This window comes from Sulfidibacter corallicola (genome assembly GCF_017498545.1).
GTDB lineage: Bacteria > Acidobacteriota > Holophagae > Acanthopleuribacterales > Acanthopleuribacteraceae > Sulfidibacter > Sulfidibacter corallicola.
This window is the reverse complement of record NZ_CP071793.1, coordinates 610,936-630,356: the sequence shown is the minus strand read 5'-3', so window position 1 is coordinate 630,356 and position 19,421 is coordinate 610,936. Positions and strand designations below refer to the sequence as shown.

Annotated in this window: 3 protein-coding genes; all 3 read left to right on the top strand. The window is 60.8% G+C overall.

What is annotated here, in order from left to right; genetic code table 11:
• The first annotated feature begins 11 nt into the window (after window positions 1-11).
• Window positions 12-11,858 carry an SDR family NAD(P)-dependent oxidoreductase gene (locus J3U87_RS01915; RefSeq protein WP_237381332.1) on the top strand — a complete coding sequence of 3,949 codons (11,847 nt, stop codon included), beginning with the start codon at window positions 12-14 and terminating at the stop codon, window positions 11,856-11,858.
• Window positions 11,859-12,000: 142 nt separating this feature from the next.
• Window positions 12,001-16,551, top strand: coding sequence for a polyketide synthase (locus J3U87_RS01910; RefSeq protein ID WP_237384473.1), 4,551 nt, complete (start codon window positions 12,001-12,003; stop codon window positions 16,549-16,551).
• A gap of 52 nt (window positions 16,552-16,603) precedes the next feature.
• Window positions 16,604-19,342 carry an ACP S-malonyltransferase gene (gene fabD, locus J3U87_RS01905; RefSeq protein WP_237381331.1) on the top strand — a complete coding sequence of 913 codons (2,739 nt, stop codon included), beginning with the start codon at window positions 16,604-16,606 and terminating at the stop codon, window positions 19,340-19,342.
• The last annotated feature ends 79 nt before the right edge of the window (window positions 19,343-19,421 follow it).

Genomic DNA, 19,421 nt, shown 5'->3' with positions numbered 1-19,421 from the left:
AAGGACGTACCATGAGACATGACGATCGCCGCAAAATATTCGAAATGGTGCAACGTGGAACGTTGAGCCCGGCCGAGGCCGCACGCCGCTTGGCCGCCGACGACCCGCCGCCGGGGTCGACGGGTGTCGAAGGGCCCCGCGCCCTGCTTTTGAACGGCCCACAGGAGTTGGACGGCCTCAACCTGCAACCCATTCAGGTCACCGCTCCGGCCGGCCGCCAAGTTGGTATTTCGGTTCGCGCCTTTTCGCTTAATTTCGCCGACTTATTGTGCGTCCAGGGCCTTTATCCCAACATGCCCGATTACCCCTTCACGCCCGGCTTGGAGATCGCCGGCGAAGTCGTTGAAGTCGGAGCCGAGGTGGACGACTTCAAACGCGGCGACCGCGTACTCGGCTTGATGGGCCCGCAAATGGGCGGCCACGCCGAATGGGTTTGTCTCGACCGAAGCCAAGTGGTCAATCTCCCCGATGCGGTGTCTTTCGAAGCCGCTTGTGCCTTTCCAATGGTGTTCCTGACCGCGTATCATGTCTTTGAACTGGCGCGCTTGGAGGCCGACGAAACCATTTTGATCCAAACCGCGGCGGGCGGTGTCGGTCTCATCGCGGTACAAATGGCCCGTCGTGTCGGCGCCAAGATTATCGCCACCGCCGGCTCACCGCAAAAATTGGCGTATTTGGCATCAATCGGTGTCGACCACGGCATCAACTACTGCGAACAGGACCTGGTCGCAGAAGTGGCGCGCTTGACCCAAGGTCGCGGGGTCGACGTCGTGCTGGATACCTTGGCCGGTGAAACACTCCAACAAGCCGCCAACCTGTTGGCGCCGGGTGGACGATGGTTTGAAATAGCCATGACCGGTTTGCGCACCACGTCCCCCGTCGCGCTCTCGCACTGGACCGCCAACCAGGCCTTTTTCTCGGTCGACTTGGGTCTCTTGGCCCGTCAAAAACCGGCACGCCTGCGTCGTTACCTCGATTGCATGATGGAAACCCTCAGCAACGGCGACATCCAACCGACGATTTTCCAGACCTTCCCCTTCGAACAACTCGAAGAGGCCTACCGCGCCCTGGCCCAACGCGCCAATATCGGCAAAGTCGTCGTCCAAACAGCAGCGCCGACGGCCCAAGCAGCCACACCCAAAACGGCTGTGATCGATCGCGAACCGCAACCCGAGCCCGACGATGCGGTGGCGGTGATCGCGATGGCCGGTCGCTTTCCCGGTGGTGAAAGCGATGATTCATTTTGGCAATTGTTGCGCGAGGGTCGCCACGCGATCAGTGAAATCACGCGCTGGCCGCACGAGCACTGTTACGACCCACAACGCGCCACACCCAACACCAGCTATTGCAAATACGGCGGTTTCCTTAAAGACATCGCGGGTTTCGACGCCGAATTTTTCGATATGTCGGGTCGCGAAGCGCAATTCGCCGATCCGCAACATCGGCTCCTGCTGGAAAGTTGTTGGCAGGCACTGGAACGCGGCGGTTACGCGGGCCGAGCCGCCGGCCTGGACTGCGGCGTTTTTGCGGGCATCGCCAAGGGCGACTACACCGAGTTACAACCCGAAGGCACCAAACTCCATGCTTACTCGTGGACCGGAAACACGACGTCGATTGCACCGGCCCGCATCGCCTATTTTCTCGACTTGAAGGGTCCGGCCATAGCGATTGACACCGCCTGCTCTTCGTCCCTGGTGGCCATTCACCAGGCCAAACGCGCGATTCTCGGCGGTGACTGCCGTATGGCTTTGGCCGGCGGCGTGTTTCTCTACACCACACCGTACTTCCACATTATGGCCAGCAATGCCAACATGCTTTCGATTGACGGTCGTTGCCGTACTTTCGATGCCGACGCCAATGGGTTTGTTCCCGGGGAAGGCGTGGGCGTGGTCCTGCTGAAACGATTGGCGGCGGCCCAGGCCGACGGCGACCCGATTCTCGCGGTGCTGCGCGGCAGCGCCGTCAATCAAGACGGCCGCACCAACGGCATCACCGCGCCCAGCAGTCGCGCACAAATCGCGGTGCTGCGCGACGCCTATGCCGATGCCGGACTCGAGCCAAGACAAGTGGGCTATGTCGAAGCGCATGGGACCGCCACCAAGCTGGGCGATCCCATCGAAGTCGATGCCTTGAGCCAGGTTTTCGGCACGGACGATACAGGCGCGAAAACGGCAGCTATCGGCTCGGTTAAAACCAATATCGGCCATACGGCCACGGCCGCGGGCATGGCCGGTGTTTTCAAATTAATGTTGTGCCTGAAGCACCGCACGCTGGTCCCGTCACTCGGTTTTAACCAGCCCAACCCGCATATCGACTTCGACACATCGCCTTTTGAGGTTTGTCGCGAGACGCGTCCCTGGCCCAGGGTCGCGGGTCAAAAGCTGCGCGCGGCAGTCAGTTCCTTCGGATTCAGCGGTACCAACGCCCACCTCATTTTTGAGGAACCGCCCAGGTTCAAGGCCCCGGAGCGCCAAACCGATGGCCCCTATTTGGTGCCGTTTTCGGCCCGCAGCGAGGCCGCCTTGCGGGCTCAAGTCACCGAGATGTGCGATTGGCTGCAACATCACGTCCAGACCGAGGAAGCAACGATCGCCGACATCGCCTTCACCCGGGCTTGCCGGCGCCCGCACTTTGAGGAAGCGCGAATCTGCTTCTTAGCCGACGCGGCATCGCAGCTAAGTCGCCAGCTTGCACGTTGGGTCGACGAAAACGAAGTCCGGCAGGACAACCCGTTTCCAAACGAACCAACCGCCGATAGCGACCAAACCGGCATCGCAGCCGAAATCGAACCCAGTGGCACACTCGGCGGATCTGAACCGGCCGCTTGGGCGGCGCGCTATAACGCGGGTCGCCCAATTGATTTCGCAGCACTGTTTAACGCGGGCCCCTACCGCACACTGGACCTACCGACGTACCCATTCCAACGCCGCAGATATTGGCTGGACCCGCCGTCGATCGCGCTCGAACAGCCGACAACCGCCCCAGGCCAAACGGCGGCCCACTCGGCCGGTCACGTCCATTGGCAGCGCTTGAGCGGCGAGACCTTTTACATCCAAGACCACGGCGGAATGTTGCCCGGTGTGATGACGTTCGAATTGGTGCGTCGAGCCGTGGCGGCAGTGGCACCCCACCGAGAAATCGCCTGCTTCAAGGCCCTGTCTTGGGCCACGCCCTTGCTGATCGGCGACCACACCGATGTCGGCATACGACTGGAACCCTCCAGTCACGGCGTGTGGAACCCGGCGTTCGCCCTGATTTCACACGGCAACGGCGACGAGCAGGTACACGCCCGCGGCCAGGTCCTGCTGCGCGACAGCGAGGAAGCCAAACAATTGCCGCAATTCGACTTGTGCGAAATCAACGGCCGCATGGAAGGCGGTCGCCAACGCGCCGAAAGCTATTACGCGCGGGTCATCGCAAACGGCGGCCGGCTGGGTTCCCGCTTCAAAGGCATGGATGCTTTTTACAGCGACGGTACCGAAGCCTTGGCACACGTAAGCCTGTTGGCGGACCTACGCCATACCCAGGACCACTTCGGTTATCACCCGACCCTGTTCGACGGCGCGTTCCAGGCGATGGCCGCACTCGGCTTCGCGACCGGGTTTGACAGCCGTGCCGTCTACCTCCCCTACAGCCTTGCAAGTTTCGACGTGTTCGACCAGCGCGGCACACCGCATTTCGTTTACATCACCCCTGGCGAAAACGCCGCCAAATCCGGCGAGCAACGTCGTAAGTTTTCAGCCTGGTTGTTGGACGAACAGGGCCAACCGCTGTTCGCCATGCATGACTTTGTCTTGCGTCCGCTCAATCCTGCGCTTTTGGGCAACGACCCACCCAATACGTACCGGTCGTCCGAGAAAACCGAAACAGATCGCGAATTGTGTCTCTATCAATCATCATGGACCGATCAAATCGCCACGGCGACGCAGACGACGCCGGCCGGCTACCAGGTCGCAGCCGTGGTGGCCGCGGCAGAAGGTCAAGCATGCCGCGAGCAGGATTCGAGCGGTCGCACTTGGCTGGCGATCGAGCCCGACACACTCGAGGAACCCGCCGGCAACCCATCCGACGCGAGCGACGGGAATCCCAACCACCGCGTGGCCAAAAGCGACCGCTCGCCCTACGCCGAGCTCGTCGCCCAACTCGCAAACCACCGGGTCGTGCTGCTTGATGCCGCCTTGTTGCAGCCTGCCAATGGGTGGTGCGACGACGTGGCGTGTGCTGATCTCTATCAGGTTCATCGACGCATCAGCGCCCTGTTGCGAGCCCTGCTGAAAATTGAAACCGCCAACTGCCTGATTCTGGTGATTTGGCCGAGCGCACAAGCGGCCGACGATCCTTGCCTTGGTGCGTTGATCGGGTTGGCCCGCGGCCTCGCGGCCGAAAGCTCAAGAATCCGCCTGCGCCTGCTACTCAGCCCCAAACCGTTGCGTACCGCCGACACCGCCTTAATCGAAACGCTGGAAAAGGAAGCCTCGTGCGATTTCGAGCCGGTGGTCGACTTTACCGGCCGACGCCGTGTCGCGCGGTTGACGGCAGTACCGCAACCGGCGCTCGATCGCGGGGATTGGCTGCAGCCGGAACGAACCTACCTGATCAGCGGCGGGCTCGGTGGCCTGGGGCTGGTTCTTGCGCGATACCTCGCCGGAAAATACCGCCCGAATTTGGTCCTGTGCGGTCGCCGCCCGCATACCAGCGCCGTCCACGCCACGATTGCGGAATTGGAGGATTTGGGTGGCCGTGCGGTTTACGTTCAAGCCGATTTGGCCGAAGCCGAGGCGAGCGAGCGCTTAATCCAAGAGATTCAGGCCTATTACGGCCCGCTCCACGGTGTGTTTCACTGTGCCGGCAATGCCGGGGAACGGCGACTCGGCAATGATTCGGCGCCGGTGGTCCAAGCGGTTCTGGCCCCCAAGCTCGCCGGCACCGTGCTCCTCGATCAAGCCACGCGGGACCAACCCCTCGACTTTTTCCTGCTTTACGGTTCAACAACGGCTTGGTTGGGTTTTGCCGGCCAGGCCGATTACGGTTACGCCAACGATTTCCTCAACCACTTTGCCAATTGGCGCGAGCAACAACGGGAAATGGGCCTTCGCCGGGGCTTTTGTCGTTGCATCGGCTGGCCGCTGTGGCAGGACGGAGGCATGCAGTTGCCCGCCGTAGCACGCCGACAATTGGCTGACGAGGTCGGTATCCACCCACTGCCCGGGGACCTCGGCCTGGCCTTGCTCACCGCGATCGAGAACATCGAAGCGACGGCCTGCATGGTCTTGTACGGCGAACGCGCAAGAATCGCCGACGCGCTGGGCGCCCGCCACTCAAAGCAAACGACCACCAACCCGCCCAATCCCGATCACCAGGCCCACGACTCCGCAGGCTGTAACGCGTCAAGCCATAACGAATCAAATACTTACTTTTCAAGTCAGCCTCCGGGCAACACCGCGTCGTCCCCATACCGCCACAACCAGGAATCAGGCTCGGGGTTTGCGGATTTTGCCCGTCAGTTGCGTCGGTTGGTCGTCGACCTGCTCCAGATCGATCCCGACCGGGTCAACCCAACCCGCCACATTACCGAATACGGTTTCGATTCCATGAGTTTCACCGAACTGGCGCACCGCCTCAACCAACGCTACCATTTGGACTTGACCCCCGATTTATTCTTCGATCACGATACCTTGGCGGCCATGGCTGAAGCGTTGTGGCAAAAACACGCGGTGTTATTGCAGCCGCATTTCACCACGCCAACACCAACTGGGAAAACCACCCCTTCTCCGGCAACGACGGTTCCTGAAAGGCTGCCGGCATTCCCGGCACGCGACCCGGCGGGCGCCACAGCATCCGCCGGCACAAGGACCGTCCCACCCGCTCGGGCTGTCAACGTCCCCCAACCGAGCGTCGCCGCGGCTACCCCAGCCCCTGCCAGCTCGCAAGCCGTTGCCGTCGTCGGCATGGCCGCTGTGCTGCCCGGCTCGCCCGATCTCGACAGTCTGTGGGACAACCTGATTTCTGGCCGTGACCTGATCGGCGCCATCCCCCGGTCGCGCTGGTCCAGCGCCGACTACCCCGCCGAGGACGGTCGCGCGTACGGCTGGGCCGGCCTGCTCGACGAGGTCGCCTGTTTCGATCCCGCTTTCTTCAATATCTCACCTCTCGAAGCCGAGCAAATGGATCCCCAACTGCGCCTGTTCCTGCAAACCGCGTGGCACGCTATCGAAGCCGCCGGTTACCGACCCAGCCGCCTGGCCGAGGGTCGAACGGGCGTCTTTGTCGGCGCAACCAACGGCGATTATGTGCGCCTTTGTGACCGTGCCGGTGCCAACCCGCTGCAATTCTCCTTCATGCTCGCCAACCGCGTGTCGTTTTTCCTCAACTTCAAGGGACCGAGCGAATCCATCGATACCGCATGTTCCAGTTCGCTTGTCGCGGTTCATCGCGCGCTGACCGCCCTGCAACGCGGCGAGTGCGACACGGCCTTGGTGGGCGGCGTCAGTTTAATCCTCGACCCGCACGTTCACCAGGCGGTCGCCAACAGTGGTGCACTTTCCCCCAGCCACCGCTGCAAAAGTTTCGACGCGAAAGCCGACGGGTACGTGCGCGGTGAAGGCGTTGCGGCTCTGTTACTGAAACCCCTGTCCCAAGCCATGGAAGACGGCGATTGCATCCGCGCAACCCTCCTCGCCTCGGCCGTCAACCACGGTGGCCGCGCCAGTTCGCCAACGGTCCCCAATCCCACCGCACAGGCGGCGTTAATCGAAGAAGCGTATCGTCGCAACCACATCGATCCGGCCACCATCGGCGCCATCGAAGTCCACGGGACCGGTACCAAACTCGGCGATCCCCTCGAAATCAACGGGCTCAAACGAGCTTTTGTCAACCTCAGCCGCGACTTTCCCGGGACACCGGCCGCCCGTATCGCCTTGGGCACGATTAAATCGAGTGTCGGCCATTTGGAACCGGCCGCCGGGATCGCCGGTCTCTTGCGGATCTTGCTGGCCTTGCGGCACAAAACCCTACCAGGCAATATTCATCTGGAGAATCTCAATCCCTATGTTGACTTGAGCGATTCGCCCTTTTTCATGCATCGCGACCCTGTACAGTGGCCGCCAGGCCGCGATCGAGCGGGTCGTGCCTCCTTGCGCCGCGCCGGCATTAGCAGCTTCGGTATTGGCGGCACCAATGCCCACGTCATCGTCGAAGAGGCCCCCCCACAAACCTCGGCGCACGAAACGCCCGATCAACCACTGATCTTCCCGCTTTCCGCCCGCGATGAAGCAAGCCTTAGGCGGGTTGCAACAGCAATGCGCGACTACTTCAAGACGACAGGCGACGAAGATTATTTGGCCGACATCGCCTACACCCTGCAGGTGGGTCGCGAACCGATGCGGGCCCGCATGGCCTTTACCGCAACCCATCGCGACCAATGCATCGCCGAAATCGAAGCGTTCCTCGCCGACAAACCGTCGAACGATTGTTTCCAGGCCCTTGTCGCACGCGACAGCGAACCGCCGGGGCGACAACACCATGATGATTCGCCTCGTGCACTTGCCCGAACATGGGTTAGCGGCACTCCGATTGACTGGTCGGGTCTAGCGATGAATCGTTCCCGTCGCCGTGTCCCCTTGCCCGCCTACTCCTTCGCCAAAGAACACTACTGGTTACCCGCGATCACCGAGGCAACGTGCGAGGCACCTGGGTCTCCGACAAAACCCGAAACGGCGGTCGGCACGGCTAACCAGAAAAGCGCCGCCGCCGAGGCAAACAGCGTTCGGGCGACGAAGCCGGCCGCGAAAACCGAAGACGCCGAAGCCGTGTTGGATTACCTGAAAACGTTTGTCAGTGACATGCTCAAGTGGCCCCGGCAAAAGCTCGATGTCGATGCCGGTTACGATGAGTTGGGCATGGATTCGATGTTGATCGAACGCCTTAATGGCGCGCTCAAAAAGCACCTGCCTAAGTTGCCCAGTACCTTGTTCTTTTCTCACAAAACACTGCGTGCCCTTGCCGATCATTTAACGAAAACGTCTGGCGTCACATGGCTGCCGAACCAGCGCCCGGTTTCCGCCGTTGAGCGGAAGGATCAATTGGCAGCGATCCACCTGGCGGCCGTCGATCCCGCCGCGCAGGCGCGGATCACGGAATCCATGGCAATCGTCGGCCTCAGCGGCCGTTACCCGATGGCACCCGACCTGGATACCTTCTGGGAAAATTTGCGCAGCGGTCGAGACTGCGTAACCGAAATACCGCGCGAACGATGGGACTGGCGCAAGTACGCCTACGACGAAGTCGCTACATCATGCCGCTGGGGCGGTTTTCTCGAGGATGTCGACTGTTTCGATCCGCAATTTTTCAAAATTTCGCCGTTGGAAGCGCGCTACATGGACCCGCAGGAGCGATTGTTCCTGCAAACAGCCTGGCACTGTTTCGAAGATGCCGGTTATGCGCCCAGCACACTTGCCGATCCCAGCGATGCAGACCGACGCGCACCAGTCGGCGTCTTCGTCGGTGTCACCTTCAACAATTATCAGCTCTTCTCGGCCGTGGAACTGGCTAAGGGAGAAGCCTGTCCGGTCAATTCGCAATTGTTTTCCGTTGCCAACCGGGTTTCCTACAGCCTCAACCTGAGTGGGCCCAGTCTGGCCGTCGATACCGCGTGTTCATCGTCCCTGTATGCGCTTCATCTCGCTTGCGAAAGCATTCGCAATGGCGAATGTCGCTGGGCCTTGGCCGGCGGGGTCAATCTCTCGATTCACCCCAGCAAGTATTTTACCTTGGGTGCGGCGCAGGCAGGATCCAGCAGCGGGCATTGCCACGCCTTCGGTGAGGGCGGCGACGGCTATGTGCCCGCCGAAGCCGTTGGTTCGGTCCTGTTGCGACCGCTCTCGGACGCACTCGCCGCCCGCGACCGCATTTATGGTTGTATTCTCGGCAGCGCCGTTAACCACGACGGCCGCACCCACGGCTACACCGTCCCCAACCCCAACGCCCAAGCCGATTTAGTCAAACAGGCGTTACAGCGGGCCGGCGTTGCAGCCGACACCATCGGTTATGTCGAAGCCCACGGGACCGGCACAAAACTCGGCGACCCCATCGAGGTTCAGGGTTTGACCGAAGCGATCGCACCGGTGGGGGGTTCCGGCGAACGCTGCACCATCGGTTCGGTCAAAGCCAATATCGGCCATGCCGAGGCCGCAGCCGGCATTTCCCAGCTAACCAAAGTCCTGCTGCAACTTAAACACACCACGTTGGTGCCCTCGCCGCTATTTGGCAGAGCACTTAACCCCAACATCGACTTTACCCAAACACCGTTTGACGTGGCGCTCTCATCCCAAGCCTGGCCGACCCGCCGGAAAAACGGCCGGACGCTGCCGCGTCGCGCCGGCATCAGCTCGTTTGGCGTCGGCGGCGTCAACGTCCATATGATCGTTGAAGAAGCGCCGCAAGCACCCATCGAAGCACCGCCCCAAAGCGGCGTGGAACGCGTCTTTTGCCTGTCCGCCAAAGAACCACAAGCCCTTCGGCGGCAGGCTCGAGATCTGCGCGCGGTGATCACCGCCCGAGCAGCCCAACCCCAAGCCGAGCACTGGCTGCAACATGTCGCTTGGACGCTGCAAACCAGTCGTGAGGCCATGAACCATCGACTCGCTTGGACCGCCGCCACCTGCGCGCAAGCGCTAACTGCCCTCGATCGCTTCATCGCTGGCAATGCAAACCACGAAGACGGCCCCTGGTTTTCCGATGCACAGCACGACACAACCGTGCCAAACGCCGCATCAACCGCTCAGACCGCCCGTGCTTGGGTGCAAGGTACTCACATCGATTGGCGCGCGCTTTGGCACGGCCCTGCGGCCAACCGCATCGCGCTTCCCAATTACCCGTTCCGCCGCGATCGCTATTGGCTGATCGACCGCAACGACATGGACATGCCGACGCTGGACCTGGAGGCAAAGGCCGAGGTCACCGCGAGCACCGATCCCGACAGCGCGGACGACGGCTCGCAAAACGCCGACCCTGGCAGCCGTGTTTTGCGCGACATGGCTGCAGCCCCCAGCGCTGAGCGCATCGAATTGATGCAGGAATTTCTTAGCCAAAAGGTGGTCGCGTTGCTCGAATTGCCGATGGACGCGCCGCCCGATTGGGAACGCGGTTTCTTCGAGATGGGGATGGACTCGGTTCTGGCGACGCGGCTCTACAACGAAATTGAGCAAACACTGAGCATCGCGCTTTACGCCACGGCCACGTTCGATTATCCCAATGTCTCGGCCTTGGCCGAATACCTCGTCGCCGAAATCGACTGGCGCAACCTAAGTACCAAAGCGAGCGGCACGACCGCCGCACCCGAGAAAAAGTTCGACCCGGCAGCCTTCGCGCCGATTTACTTCACACGCGATTGGGAAACGCAACTCCTGCAAAGCGATGATTGCGAAGAAACACGCCTCATATGGCTGCTCGACAACGACGGAAGCCTCTACCTGGAATTGGCGGCATGGCTGGAAGATCACGAAAATGCCGCACGCTTGGTCCTGATCCAGAGCCGTTTCGCCGAACCGCTCGCAGCCGACGATGTGTTCGGCGTCGATCCGACCGACGGCGAAGATTGGCGCAAGCTTGTCGAACAATTGAACCAGCGTTACGGACGCCTACCGGACGGCGTCATTCACGCCTGGACGCGGCAAGGCGTCGACCGGCTTGAACGGCAAGAGCATCTGCTGGAATCCGGCTTGTACAGCATCTTCCACCTCACCCAAACCCTAAGCCGTCTCAAACCCTCTAAGCCACTGATGATGTTAGTTTTGTCACAAGAAACCCACGAAGGTTATCAACCGGCCAATGCTGCGGTTAGCGGCTTTGCCAAGTCCTTGGCACAGGAGAACCCGCGTTTGGGGTTGCGCCATCTGGCGCTCGAACCCAACGATCCGCGCACCATAGACTTCCTGTTCGCCGAGTTGCAGGACAGGAGCGCGGCGGCGTCGGTGCGTTACCGCGGTGGAGAACGCCAAGTTGAAATCAACCGCGAGGTACAGCTCGACAACGAAGTTACCGCGACCTCACGGCCGGCAGAGCAAACGATTCTGATCACCGGCGGCGCCGGCGGCCTGGGTCTCTTGTTCGCACGTCAATTAATCCAAACGGCGGGCAAGACGAACCTGGTTCTGCTGGGCCGTTCAACGCTCGACGAACCCAAACAAGCCGCGCTCGATGAACTTCAATCGCTTGGTGCAACGGTCGCATACCTCTGCGCCGATGTTAGCGATCGTGCAGCGTTGGCGGGCGCACTCAGCCAGGCGCGCCGCCGTTTTGGCGCCATCGAGGGAATCATCCACGCGGCCGGTCAATTGCGCGATAGCTACCTAACCCAGAAAAGCACGGCCGATTTTCAAGCGGTGCTCGAACCCAAAATCAAAGGACTCTGCCATTTAGACGAACTCACACGAGAAGATCCGTTGCGCTACTTCGTCGCCTTTTCCTCAACCGTCGCTCTGTTCGGCAATGCCGGTCAATGCGACTACGCCGCGGCCAACGCCTTTATGGATCATTACCTGGTCGCCCGCGAACAAGAGCGCGCGCTGGGCCGCCGCAACGGCCGCAGCCTTGCGCTCAATTGGCCGCTGTGGCAGGACGGCGGCATGTGCATTGACGACAACTTACTGGACCTGATGATTCAGCGTATCGGCCTGGCACCGTTGCAGACCGCGCTCGGTTGGCAGGTTTTCGAAAAAGGGCTAGCCGCCGACCATCCTCAATTGGCCATGATCCTTGCCGACCGCCACAAATGCCTTCAATACCTGCCGATTGCGCCGCCCCGCGTGATCGACGAACCAACCGAGTCCGGCATCCTAACCGCCGCGCTGCGTGTCTAAGACCCGGTGACCCTATGAAACCAACGACTTCGACGGCATCCGTCGTGTATCTCAAGGAGGATTCTCCGTGACCGATCACCCCCCATTCTCATCTCGACCCCACACCGTGGCGCAGCCAGAGCAGCCCGACCATCATGCGACAATGGCCAACGACGCCGTTGCCGTAATCGGTATCGGTTGCCGTTTTCCAGGCGGTTGCCACTCGCCGCGAGCCTACCTCCATTTTCTCGAAAACGGTGGTGACGGCATTTGTGATATTCCCGCCGATCGTTTCGATGTCGATGCCTATTACGATGAAGAGATCGGCCGTGTCGGCAAAATGTATACCCGCCGCGGCGGCTTCCTTCAAGGCGGGATCGACCATTTCGACGCCCGTTTCTTCGGGATCTCGCCACGTGAGGCGATTGAAATGGACCCGCAACACCGCCTGCTGCTGGAAGTGGGTTGGGAAGCCTTCGAGCGGGCCGGCATGACCGCCAAGGACACGCTGCGCGGCAGCCGCACCGGCGTGTTCGTCGGTCTGATTTCCACTGAGTACGCCGTCATCCCGCGCGATCCGGCACATATCGATCCCTATACGATTACTGGTTCATCACCCAACATTGCCTCAGGTCGCATCGCCCACACCTTGGGTTTAACGGGACCGGCACTGTCGGTCGACACCGCGTGTTCCTCATCACTGGTGGCGGTTCACCTGGCCTGCGAAAGCCTGCGCCGCGGTGAATGCGATACCGCGCTTGCGGGCGGTGTCAACGCGATGCTTTCACCGAAAACCTTTGTCCTGTTATGTCGCATGAAAGCGCTTTCCAAGGATGGCCGCTGTAAAACCTTCGACGCCGATGCCAACGGTTACGTACGCGCGGAAGGTTGCGGCATGATCGTGCTCAAACGCCTCACGCGTGCGATTGCCGATCGCGATTACATTTACGCGGTTATCGAAGGCTCGGCCGTGAACCACGACGGCATCACCAGCGGCTTGACCGTTCCCAACGGCCTGGCCCAACAAAAAGTGATTCACCAAGCCTTGAACAATGCCCGCATCGGTCCCGAACAGATCGGCTATGTCGAGGCCCACGGGACCGGCACGCCCCTGGGCGATCCCGTCGAAGTCAAAGCATTGTCCGATGTTTTTCGCGGTAGCCGCCGGCGCGGCGAACCCTTGGTGCTGGGCGGTGTCAAGTCGAGTATCGGCCATTTGGAAGCAGCCGCGGGCATTGCCGGTTTGATCAAAGCCATTCTGGCTGTCGAGTCGGGCCGCATTCCGCCCAACCAACACTTCAAAAAACAGAACCCGCGCATGGATTTGGCGCGCATTCCCGCCAAAGTCGCGACAGAGGTTACGCCTTGGCCGGTCGCCGGCTCGCGCCGTTTCGCCGGTGTCAGTTCCTTCGGTTTCAGCGGCACCAACGCCCACGTCATCGTTGGCTGCCCACCGTCAGCGGCCGACGACCCCAACGCCGCCACGTCCAGCCCCATCCAAGGCTCGGAACCGCCGCAACAGTTGCTCGCCATCTCGGCACGCGACAGCAAAGCACTCGAAGCGGCTGTGGCACGGTTCCACCTCGATTTGACCCATCGCCAAGATCACGAGCTCGGCGATTTTTGCCACAGCGCCAATGCCTGCCGCCGCCATTACGAACACCGTGCGGTCTTCGCCGCGTCCGACCGCGGCGACATGCTGGCGGCGCTGCAGGCGACACCGATCGCCGAAGGCCAAATCGGAAGCAAACGCGGCAAGTTGGCGTTGATTTTGGGCGACGACCCCAGGGCCTTGGCCGCGGCCAAAGCCCTGGGCGACAGCATCCCTCGATTCGCTGAAACCCTCGAACATCACACGGAACGCTTCAGAGACGCCACCGATACACCCCTTTATGAAGCGCTCGAACGGTGGCAACAACTACCGCCACGCGATCAGTCGTTGCTGCTGTTTTGTTACCAGGCAACCTTAATCCAGATCTGGTCTCGTTGGGGGGTTGCGCCTGCTGCCGTCATCGGCTATGGCTTGGGCGAATGCCTGGCCGCTTATGCCACCGGCTTGTTCCGCTTGGAGGACGCCGCCGCCATCGCCGTGATGTGGGCCGGCCTCAAACAGGAGCCGTCTTGGCGGCCTCCCTTGCCGAGCGATCCCGCATTGCGATTTGTCTCACTGCGAACGAACGGTCAAGACGACTTTCGCACCGCCGCCTATTGGTCACACCCAAATAGCGCCGGTGATAGCACGCGAGCGGTCGAAAACTTGCAGCGCCAGGGCTTTCGCTTTTTCCTGAACATCGGTTTACCACCGGGAAGACCTTCGAGTGAGGACTGCTATCAAGCCGAATGCGCCGGTGAGCACACACCCTATGCCGATTTATGTCGTCATCTTGCCACTTTCTTCTGTGCCGGGTTCCCCATTGATTGGTCCGGTTTCGATCAAGGTCGCGTTCGCTATAAATTGGACTTGCCGACCTATCCCTTTCAAGGCCGCCGTTTCTGGCTGGATCCCTACTTGGGTCAAAGTGATGACCCGCTCGCTGAAACCGCCCCTCTCCATTTACAGGACTTATCGTCACAGGACGAGGAATCGCAACTGATCGCCGAACCGCCCGACGCACTCGAGCCGGAACCCATCGACGCACCGATCGACGAATCCCTGTTCCGGTTCCGCATCGGCCCAAAACGCTTGCCGCAACTGGCGCACAACCGCAACGTCTTACACGTTGGTTATTACTTGGAACTGCTGGCACGGGCGGTCAACCGTCGTGACGGCGTGCCGATGGCGACCGTTGTGCGGGACATGGCGTTCAAGCTCGTGATGTACTTCGGCGATGAGCGCACCCGCGACGTTCAATTGTTGGTTGACCAAGCGCCACGGGATCAAGACGCGCCCGGTGCCGACGGCGGCCGCCGCTTCCGCCTGTTCAGTCAAGCACCCGAGAAGGGCAGTTGGTCACTGCACGCCGATGGTTGTGTCGACGTGCTCCAGCAAGCCCAAGCACCGCACTTTAGCGCCGAGGACCGACGGCAGCTCACCCAGCGCTGCCACCAAAGGCTCAGTGGCGAAGAAACCCATCGCATGATTGAGGATCAAGGCTTCGGTCCCCTCGGTCGCTCCGTCAAATGGGTCGCTGAATTGCATCGCGGCCGTGGCGAGCTGTTGGCCGAATTGCGCGAACCCGACGCCGACGAGCATGAGGTTCACCTCGAGGGCTTGGGTCTACACCCGGGCATCGTCGACACCGTCGCCCAGTTATTTTATTTTGCCGGTCGCAAACACCTGAGCGACGACGATTTGTTCATGGTCGTCGCCATCGATGCCCTGACCATTTACCACAACGGTCCGATGGGTGCCTGTTCGCTGCACCTGGTGGTGGAACCGGAACGCGACAGCGCCGACCGCATGGTCGGCAACGTCCAAATTTTCGATGAACAAGGTCAGGTCCTGTTGCAGGCCGAAGGCTTGCGGCTGGCCGTCATTGACGCCCAGCGTCGTGAAGACATGGCACGTGCATTTGGCGGCGACGATCCCGAACGCGATGCGGGCGATGCAACGGCGGCGGAAGGCGCTTCGGCGATTTTGCTGGCATTGTTGCACACCTCGTTTGCCGACGAACAGCGACGGCTGATGACCGAATTCCTGGTAGAAGCGATTGAACAGATTTCACGCGTTCCTCGTGAAGAGATTGACGCCGACGTTCAATTGATGGAACTGGGTATTGATTCACTGATCGGCGTGGAGTTGAAAGCCCATATTGATCGCGAGTTATCGATGGACCTGCCACTCAGCTTCATTTACGAAAGTCCCACCTTGGCGCAATTCGCCGATACCCTGGTCAAGCTGTTGCCGGACAAACCCACCGGTGAAACGGTCGAATGGTACAGTCAACCGCCCAAACTCGATCCCGATTCCTGGATCGCCTATCACAAAGCTCCGCGTGATGCGCCGTTCCGCTTATTTTGTATTCCCTACGGGGTGCGCGGCGCCTCGCTTTATCGCGAATGGCAGGCCAAGCTTCCCGATTACATCGAGGTCTGCCCCATCCAGTTCCCGGGCAAGGAAACGCGAATCCGCGAGAGGCCTTACGGTCACATCGTCGATTTAGTCGACGGCATGGAAGAAGCGCTGATGCCGATGTTCGACAAACCCTTTGCCTTCTATGGCCATAGCGGCGGAGGTTTCTTCGCTTGGCGATTGGTTCACCGCTTGTGGCAACGCGGTATCGGGTCACTGAAGCATCTGTTCATCGGCGGATTCACCGCCCCAACCATCTGGCCCAATCCCGTCACCATTTTCACGAAAGCGGCGTTTCGCGCCAGTGGTTTGTCGCGCATGCCGACGCCGCAGGAGCTGGCCCAACTGAGTGAGGAACAGCGGCAAGAAATATGGAATTACTACGGCGAGTTGTTCGACATGGTGACCATGCCCGATGAAGCCAAACGGGCCGTCGAACCGGCCACGGTCGAGGAATGGAGCATTCTCGAATCCTACCAACCCGATGAGCGAGAACCCGTTTTCGACGTACCCCTGACCGCCATTCACGGCCGTGGCGACCGCGTCGTTTCGGAAATTGAGATGCGTGCCTGGCGCGAACTGACAACGGGTCGGTTCCAATTCCGTGTCCTGCCGGGATCGCACCTGTTCCTGCACGCCGAGGAAAGCCAAGACGCGTTGCTCGATCTGATTCTCAAAGAAATCGACGGCACCTTAGCCTAAAGATGCGCGTGCGGGCTGGCGACGCCGGCCCGCGCGAACGAGGAGGAATTTTATGATTGCCTATCTATTTCCGGGCCAGGGCTCGCAAACACGGGGCATGGGTGCCGCGTTGTTTGCTTCCTTCCCGCAAATCGTGGCGCAGGCCGACCGCATCCTCGGCTATTCGATCGAGGAACTGTGCTGCCACGACCCCCACAAGCAGCTCAACCGTACCGATTACACACAACCCGCCCTCTACGTGGTCAACGCCTTGACCTACTTTTCCAAAATTCGTCACGACCCCAAACCGGACTTTGTCGCCGGTCATTCCCTCGGCGAATACAACGCATTGTTGGCCGCCGAGGTGTTTGATTTCGAGACCGGTTTGCGGCTGGTTTCCGAGCGCGGTCGTTTGATGGCTCAGGCCGACGGCGGCGGCATGGCTGCGGTCATCGGCTCGAGCCGCGAGCAGGTGACGGCCTTGGTTGAGGAACACGGCGAGGGACGAATCGACATCGCCAATGACAATGCACCCAAGCAAACGGTGATTTCCGGGCCGGCCGACCTGATCAACCGCTTACGCGAGCCCTTCGAAGCGGGTGGCGTGCCCCGCTACGTTCCGTTACGGGTTACCGCCGCGTTCCATTCGCGCTACATGGCCGAGGCGGCGGAAACCTTTGCCGCCTTCCTGCAGGGGTTCACCTTTGCGGCACCCAAAATCCCGGTTATCGCAAATGTTCACGGCCGACCGTATCGCACTGACGAAATCGCGGCAAACCTTGCCCATCAGATCCGTGATTCGGTGCGCTGGCGCGACAGCATGCGCTATTTAATGGCGAAAGGCGTGGAGGAAGTGCAGGAAATGGGGCCGGGCCGTGTTTTGCAAGGCCTGTGGCGTGCCGTCAACCTCGACGCCAAACCCCTAACCGCCCACGAATTGCAGCGCTTGGAAACCAACGCGACCGTCGGCGCGACAGCACCTGCCGCGACGCCGGCGGCCGCCCGGACGGCAGTTTCCCTTGCGCCGCCCATGACGGCTCAGGCAGCGGCACCCCCTGTCAATCGGGCGACGACGTCGACCGTCGGCCGCCATGGGATCGCCGCATCCCCACCGCCGGTATCGGATCCGCCGAGCCGACGGTACCGTGATTTTGATGCGAACGAACCCGAGCGTCGGGAAACCTGGTCACTGCATGCCCGAAGCAACCCACTCGACACATCGAACCGGATCGATCACCTCGGCACCGCCGGCGAGCAGGAAAGGATGTCCGGCCAGGGCGCAACCCATTCGATTCTCAGCCAACCCACGTTCGTGCCGCCACTGGACGGCGCCTCGCAAGGGTTAGCCGACCAAGGCCAATCCTTCATCCGTCACAACGCGGTCAACGGGCCCGGCGACACCTTGGCGCCGCCGCCGGTAACACCGAAAGCGGCACCGGGCGGCGTCTCCTCGATGGGTATTCGGCCGGAACGTTTGGGTTGTGCCGAGTTCCGCCGCGATTATGGTGTACGTCTGGCTTATGTCAGTGGCAGTATGTACAAAGGCATTGCCTCGAAGGAAATGGTCGTGCGCATGGGACGCGCTGGATTATTGGGCTTTATGGGCACGGGTGGATTGAGTCCACAACGGGTCGCGCAGGATTTGCTGTACATAAAACAACATTTGGATCCCAGCCGAACCTTTGGCATGAACCTGCTGAACAACCTTGATCAACCGCAACGCGAAGCGGAACTCGTCGACCTATTTCTCGAGCACGAGGTTCGCAATGTGGAAGCATCGGCCTTCATGGGATTGTCGGCACCCCTGGTCCGCTATCGCTTCCATGGTGCCTATCGCGACCGAACCGGGCAGGCGGTGGCGGTCAACCGCGTCATCGCCAAGGTTTCGCGCCCGGAAGTGGCCCGCCAATTCTTGGCCCCACCGCCCCAGAAATTATTGGCCGAGTTGGTCGCAGCCGGGTCATTGAGTCAAGCTGAGGCCGAAGCGGCGCGATCGTTGCCGGTCTGCCAAGACGTGTGTGTTGAGGCCGACAGCGGGGGTCACACGGACATGGGGGTAGCGGCAGCTTTAATTCCGACCATGCTGCGTTTGCGCGACGAGGCCATGGCTGCCCATGGTTACAAGCACAAGATACGTGTCGGCGCGGCGGGCGGTATCGGCACCCCGGAAGCGGCGGCGGCCGCGCTGGTGTTGGGCGCCGATTTTGTGCTCACCGGCAGCATTAATCAGTGCACTCCCGAAGCGGGCACCAGCGAGCGGGTCAAGGACCTGTTGCAGCAAGCCGAGGTGCAGGATACCGATTACGCACCGGCCGGCGACATGTTCGAATTCGGGGCCAAGGTCCAGGTTTTGAAACGCGGCATTTTCTTCCCTGCACGGGCTCAGAAATTGTACGAACTCTACCGTCGCCACGGAGGACTGGCCGAGATCGACGCCAACACCCAACGCACGATGCAGGAGAAGTATTTTCGCCGCAGTTTCGAGGAAGTCTGGGAGGAGACGCGCGCCTACTACAGCCGTCATCGACCTCAGGATCTGGAGAAGGCGGAACGTCATCCACGCCACAAAATGGTGTTGATTTTCAAGTGGTATTTCATCTATTCGACGCGATGTGCCATGAAGGGAACGAACGACAAGGTTAACTACCAAATCCATTGCGGTCCGGCGATGGGCTCGTTCAACCAGTTCGTGAAGGGTACCCCGTTGGCAGACTGGCGCCATCGTCACGTCGACCATTTGGCCGACCACTTGATGAACCAAACGGCGGAACTTCTGACCCAGCGCACCAAATCCTTGCTCGCCATGGGGTAAACCCCAACCCAAAAGCCGTCCCGCCCTCAAGCGTGGCGGCGCCATTCACCTTCTCATGTCGTCCCTTCGACCGTACCCC

Excerpts from the sequence above, each read along its gene's own strand:
- J3U87_RS01915 (WP_237381332.1), top strand. The coding sequence starts at position 12 with ATGAGACATGACGATCGCCGCAAAATATTCGAAATGGTGCAACGTGGA.
- fabD (WP_237381331.1), top strand. The coding sequence starts at position 16,604 with ATGATTGCCTATCTATTTCCGGGCCAGGGCTCGCAAACACGGGGCATG.
- J3U87_RS01910 (WP_237384473.1), top strand. The coding sequence starts at position 12,001 with ATGGCCAACGACGCCGTTGCCGTAATCGGTATCGGTTGCCGTTTTCCA.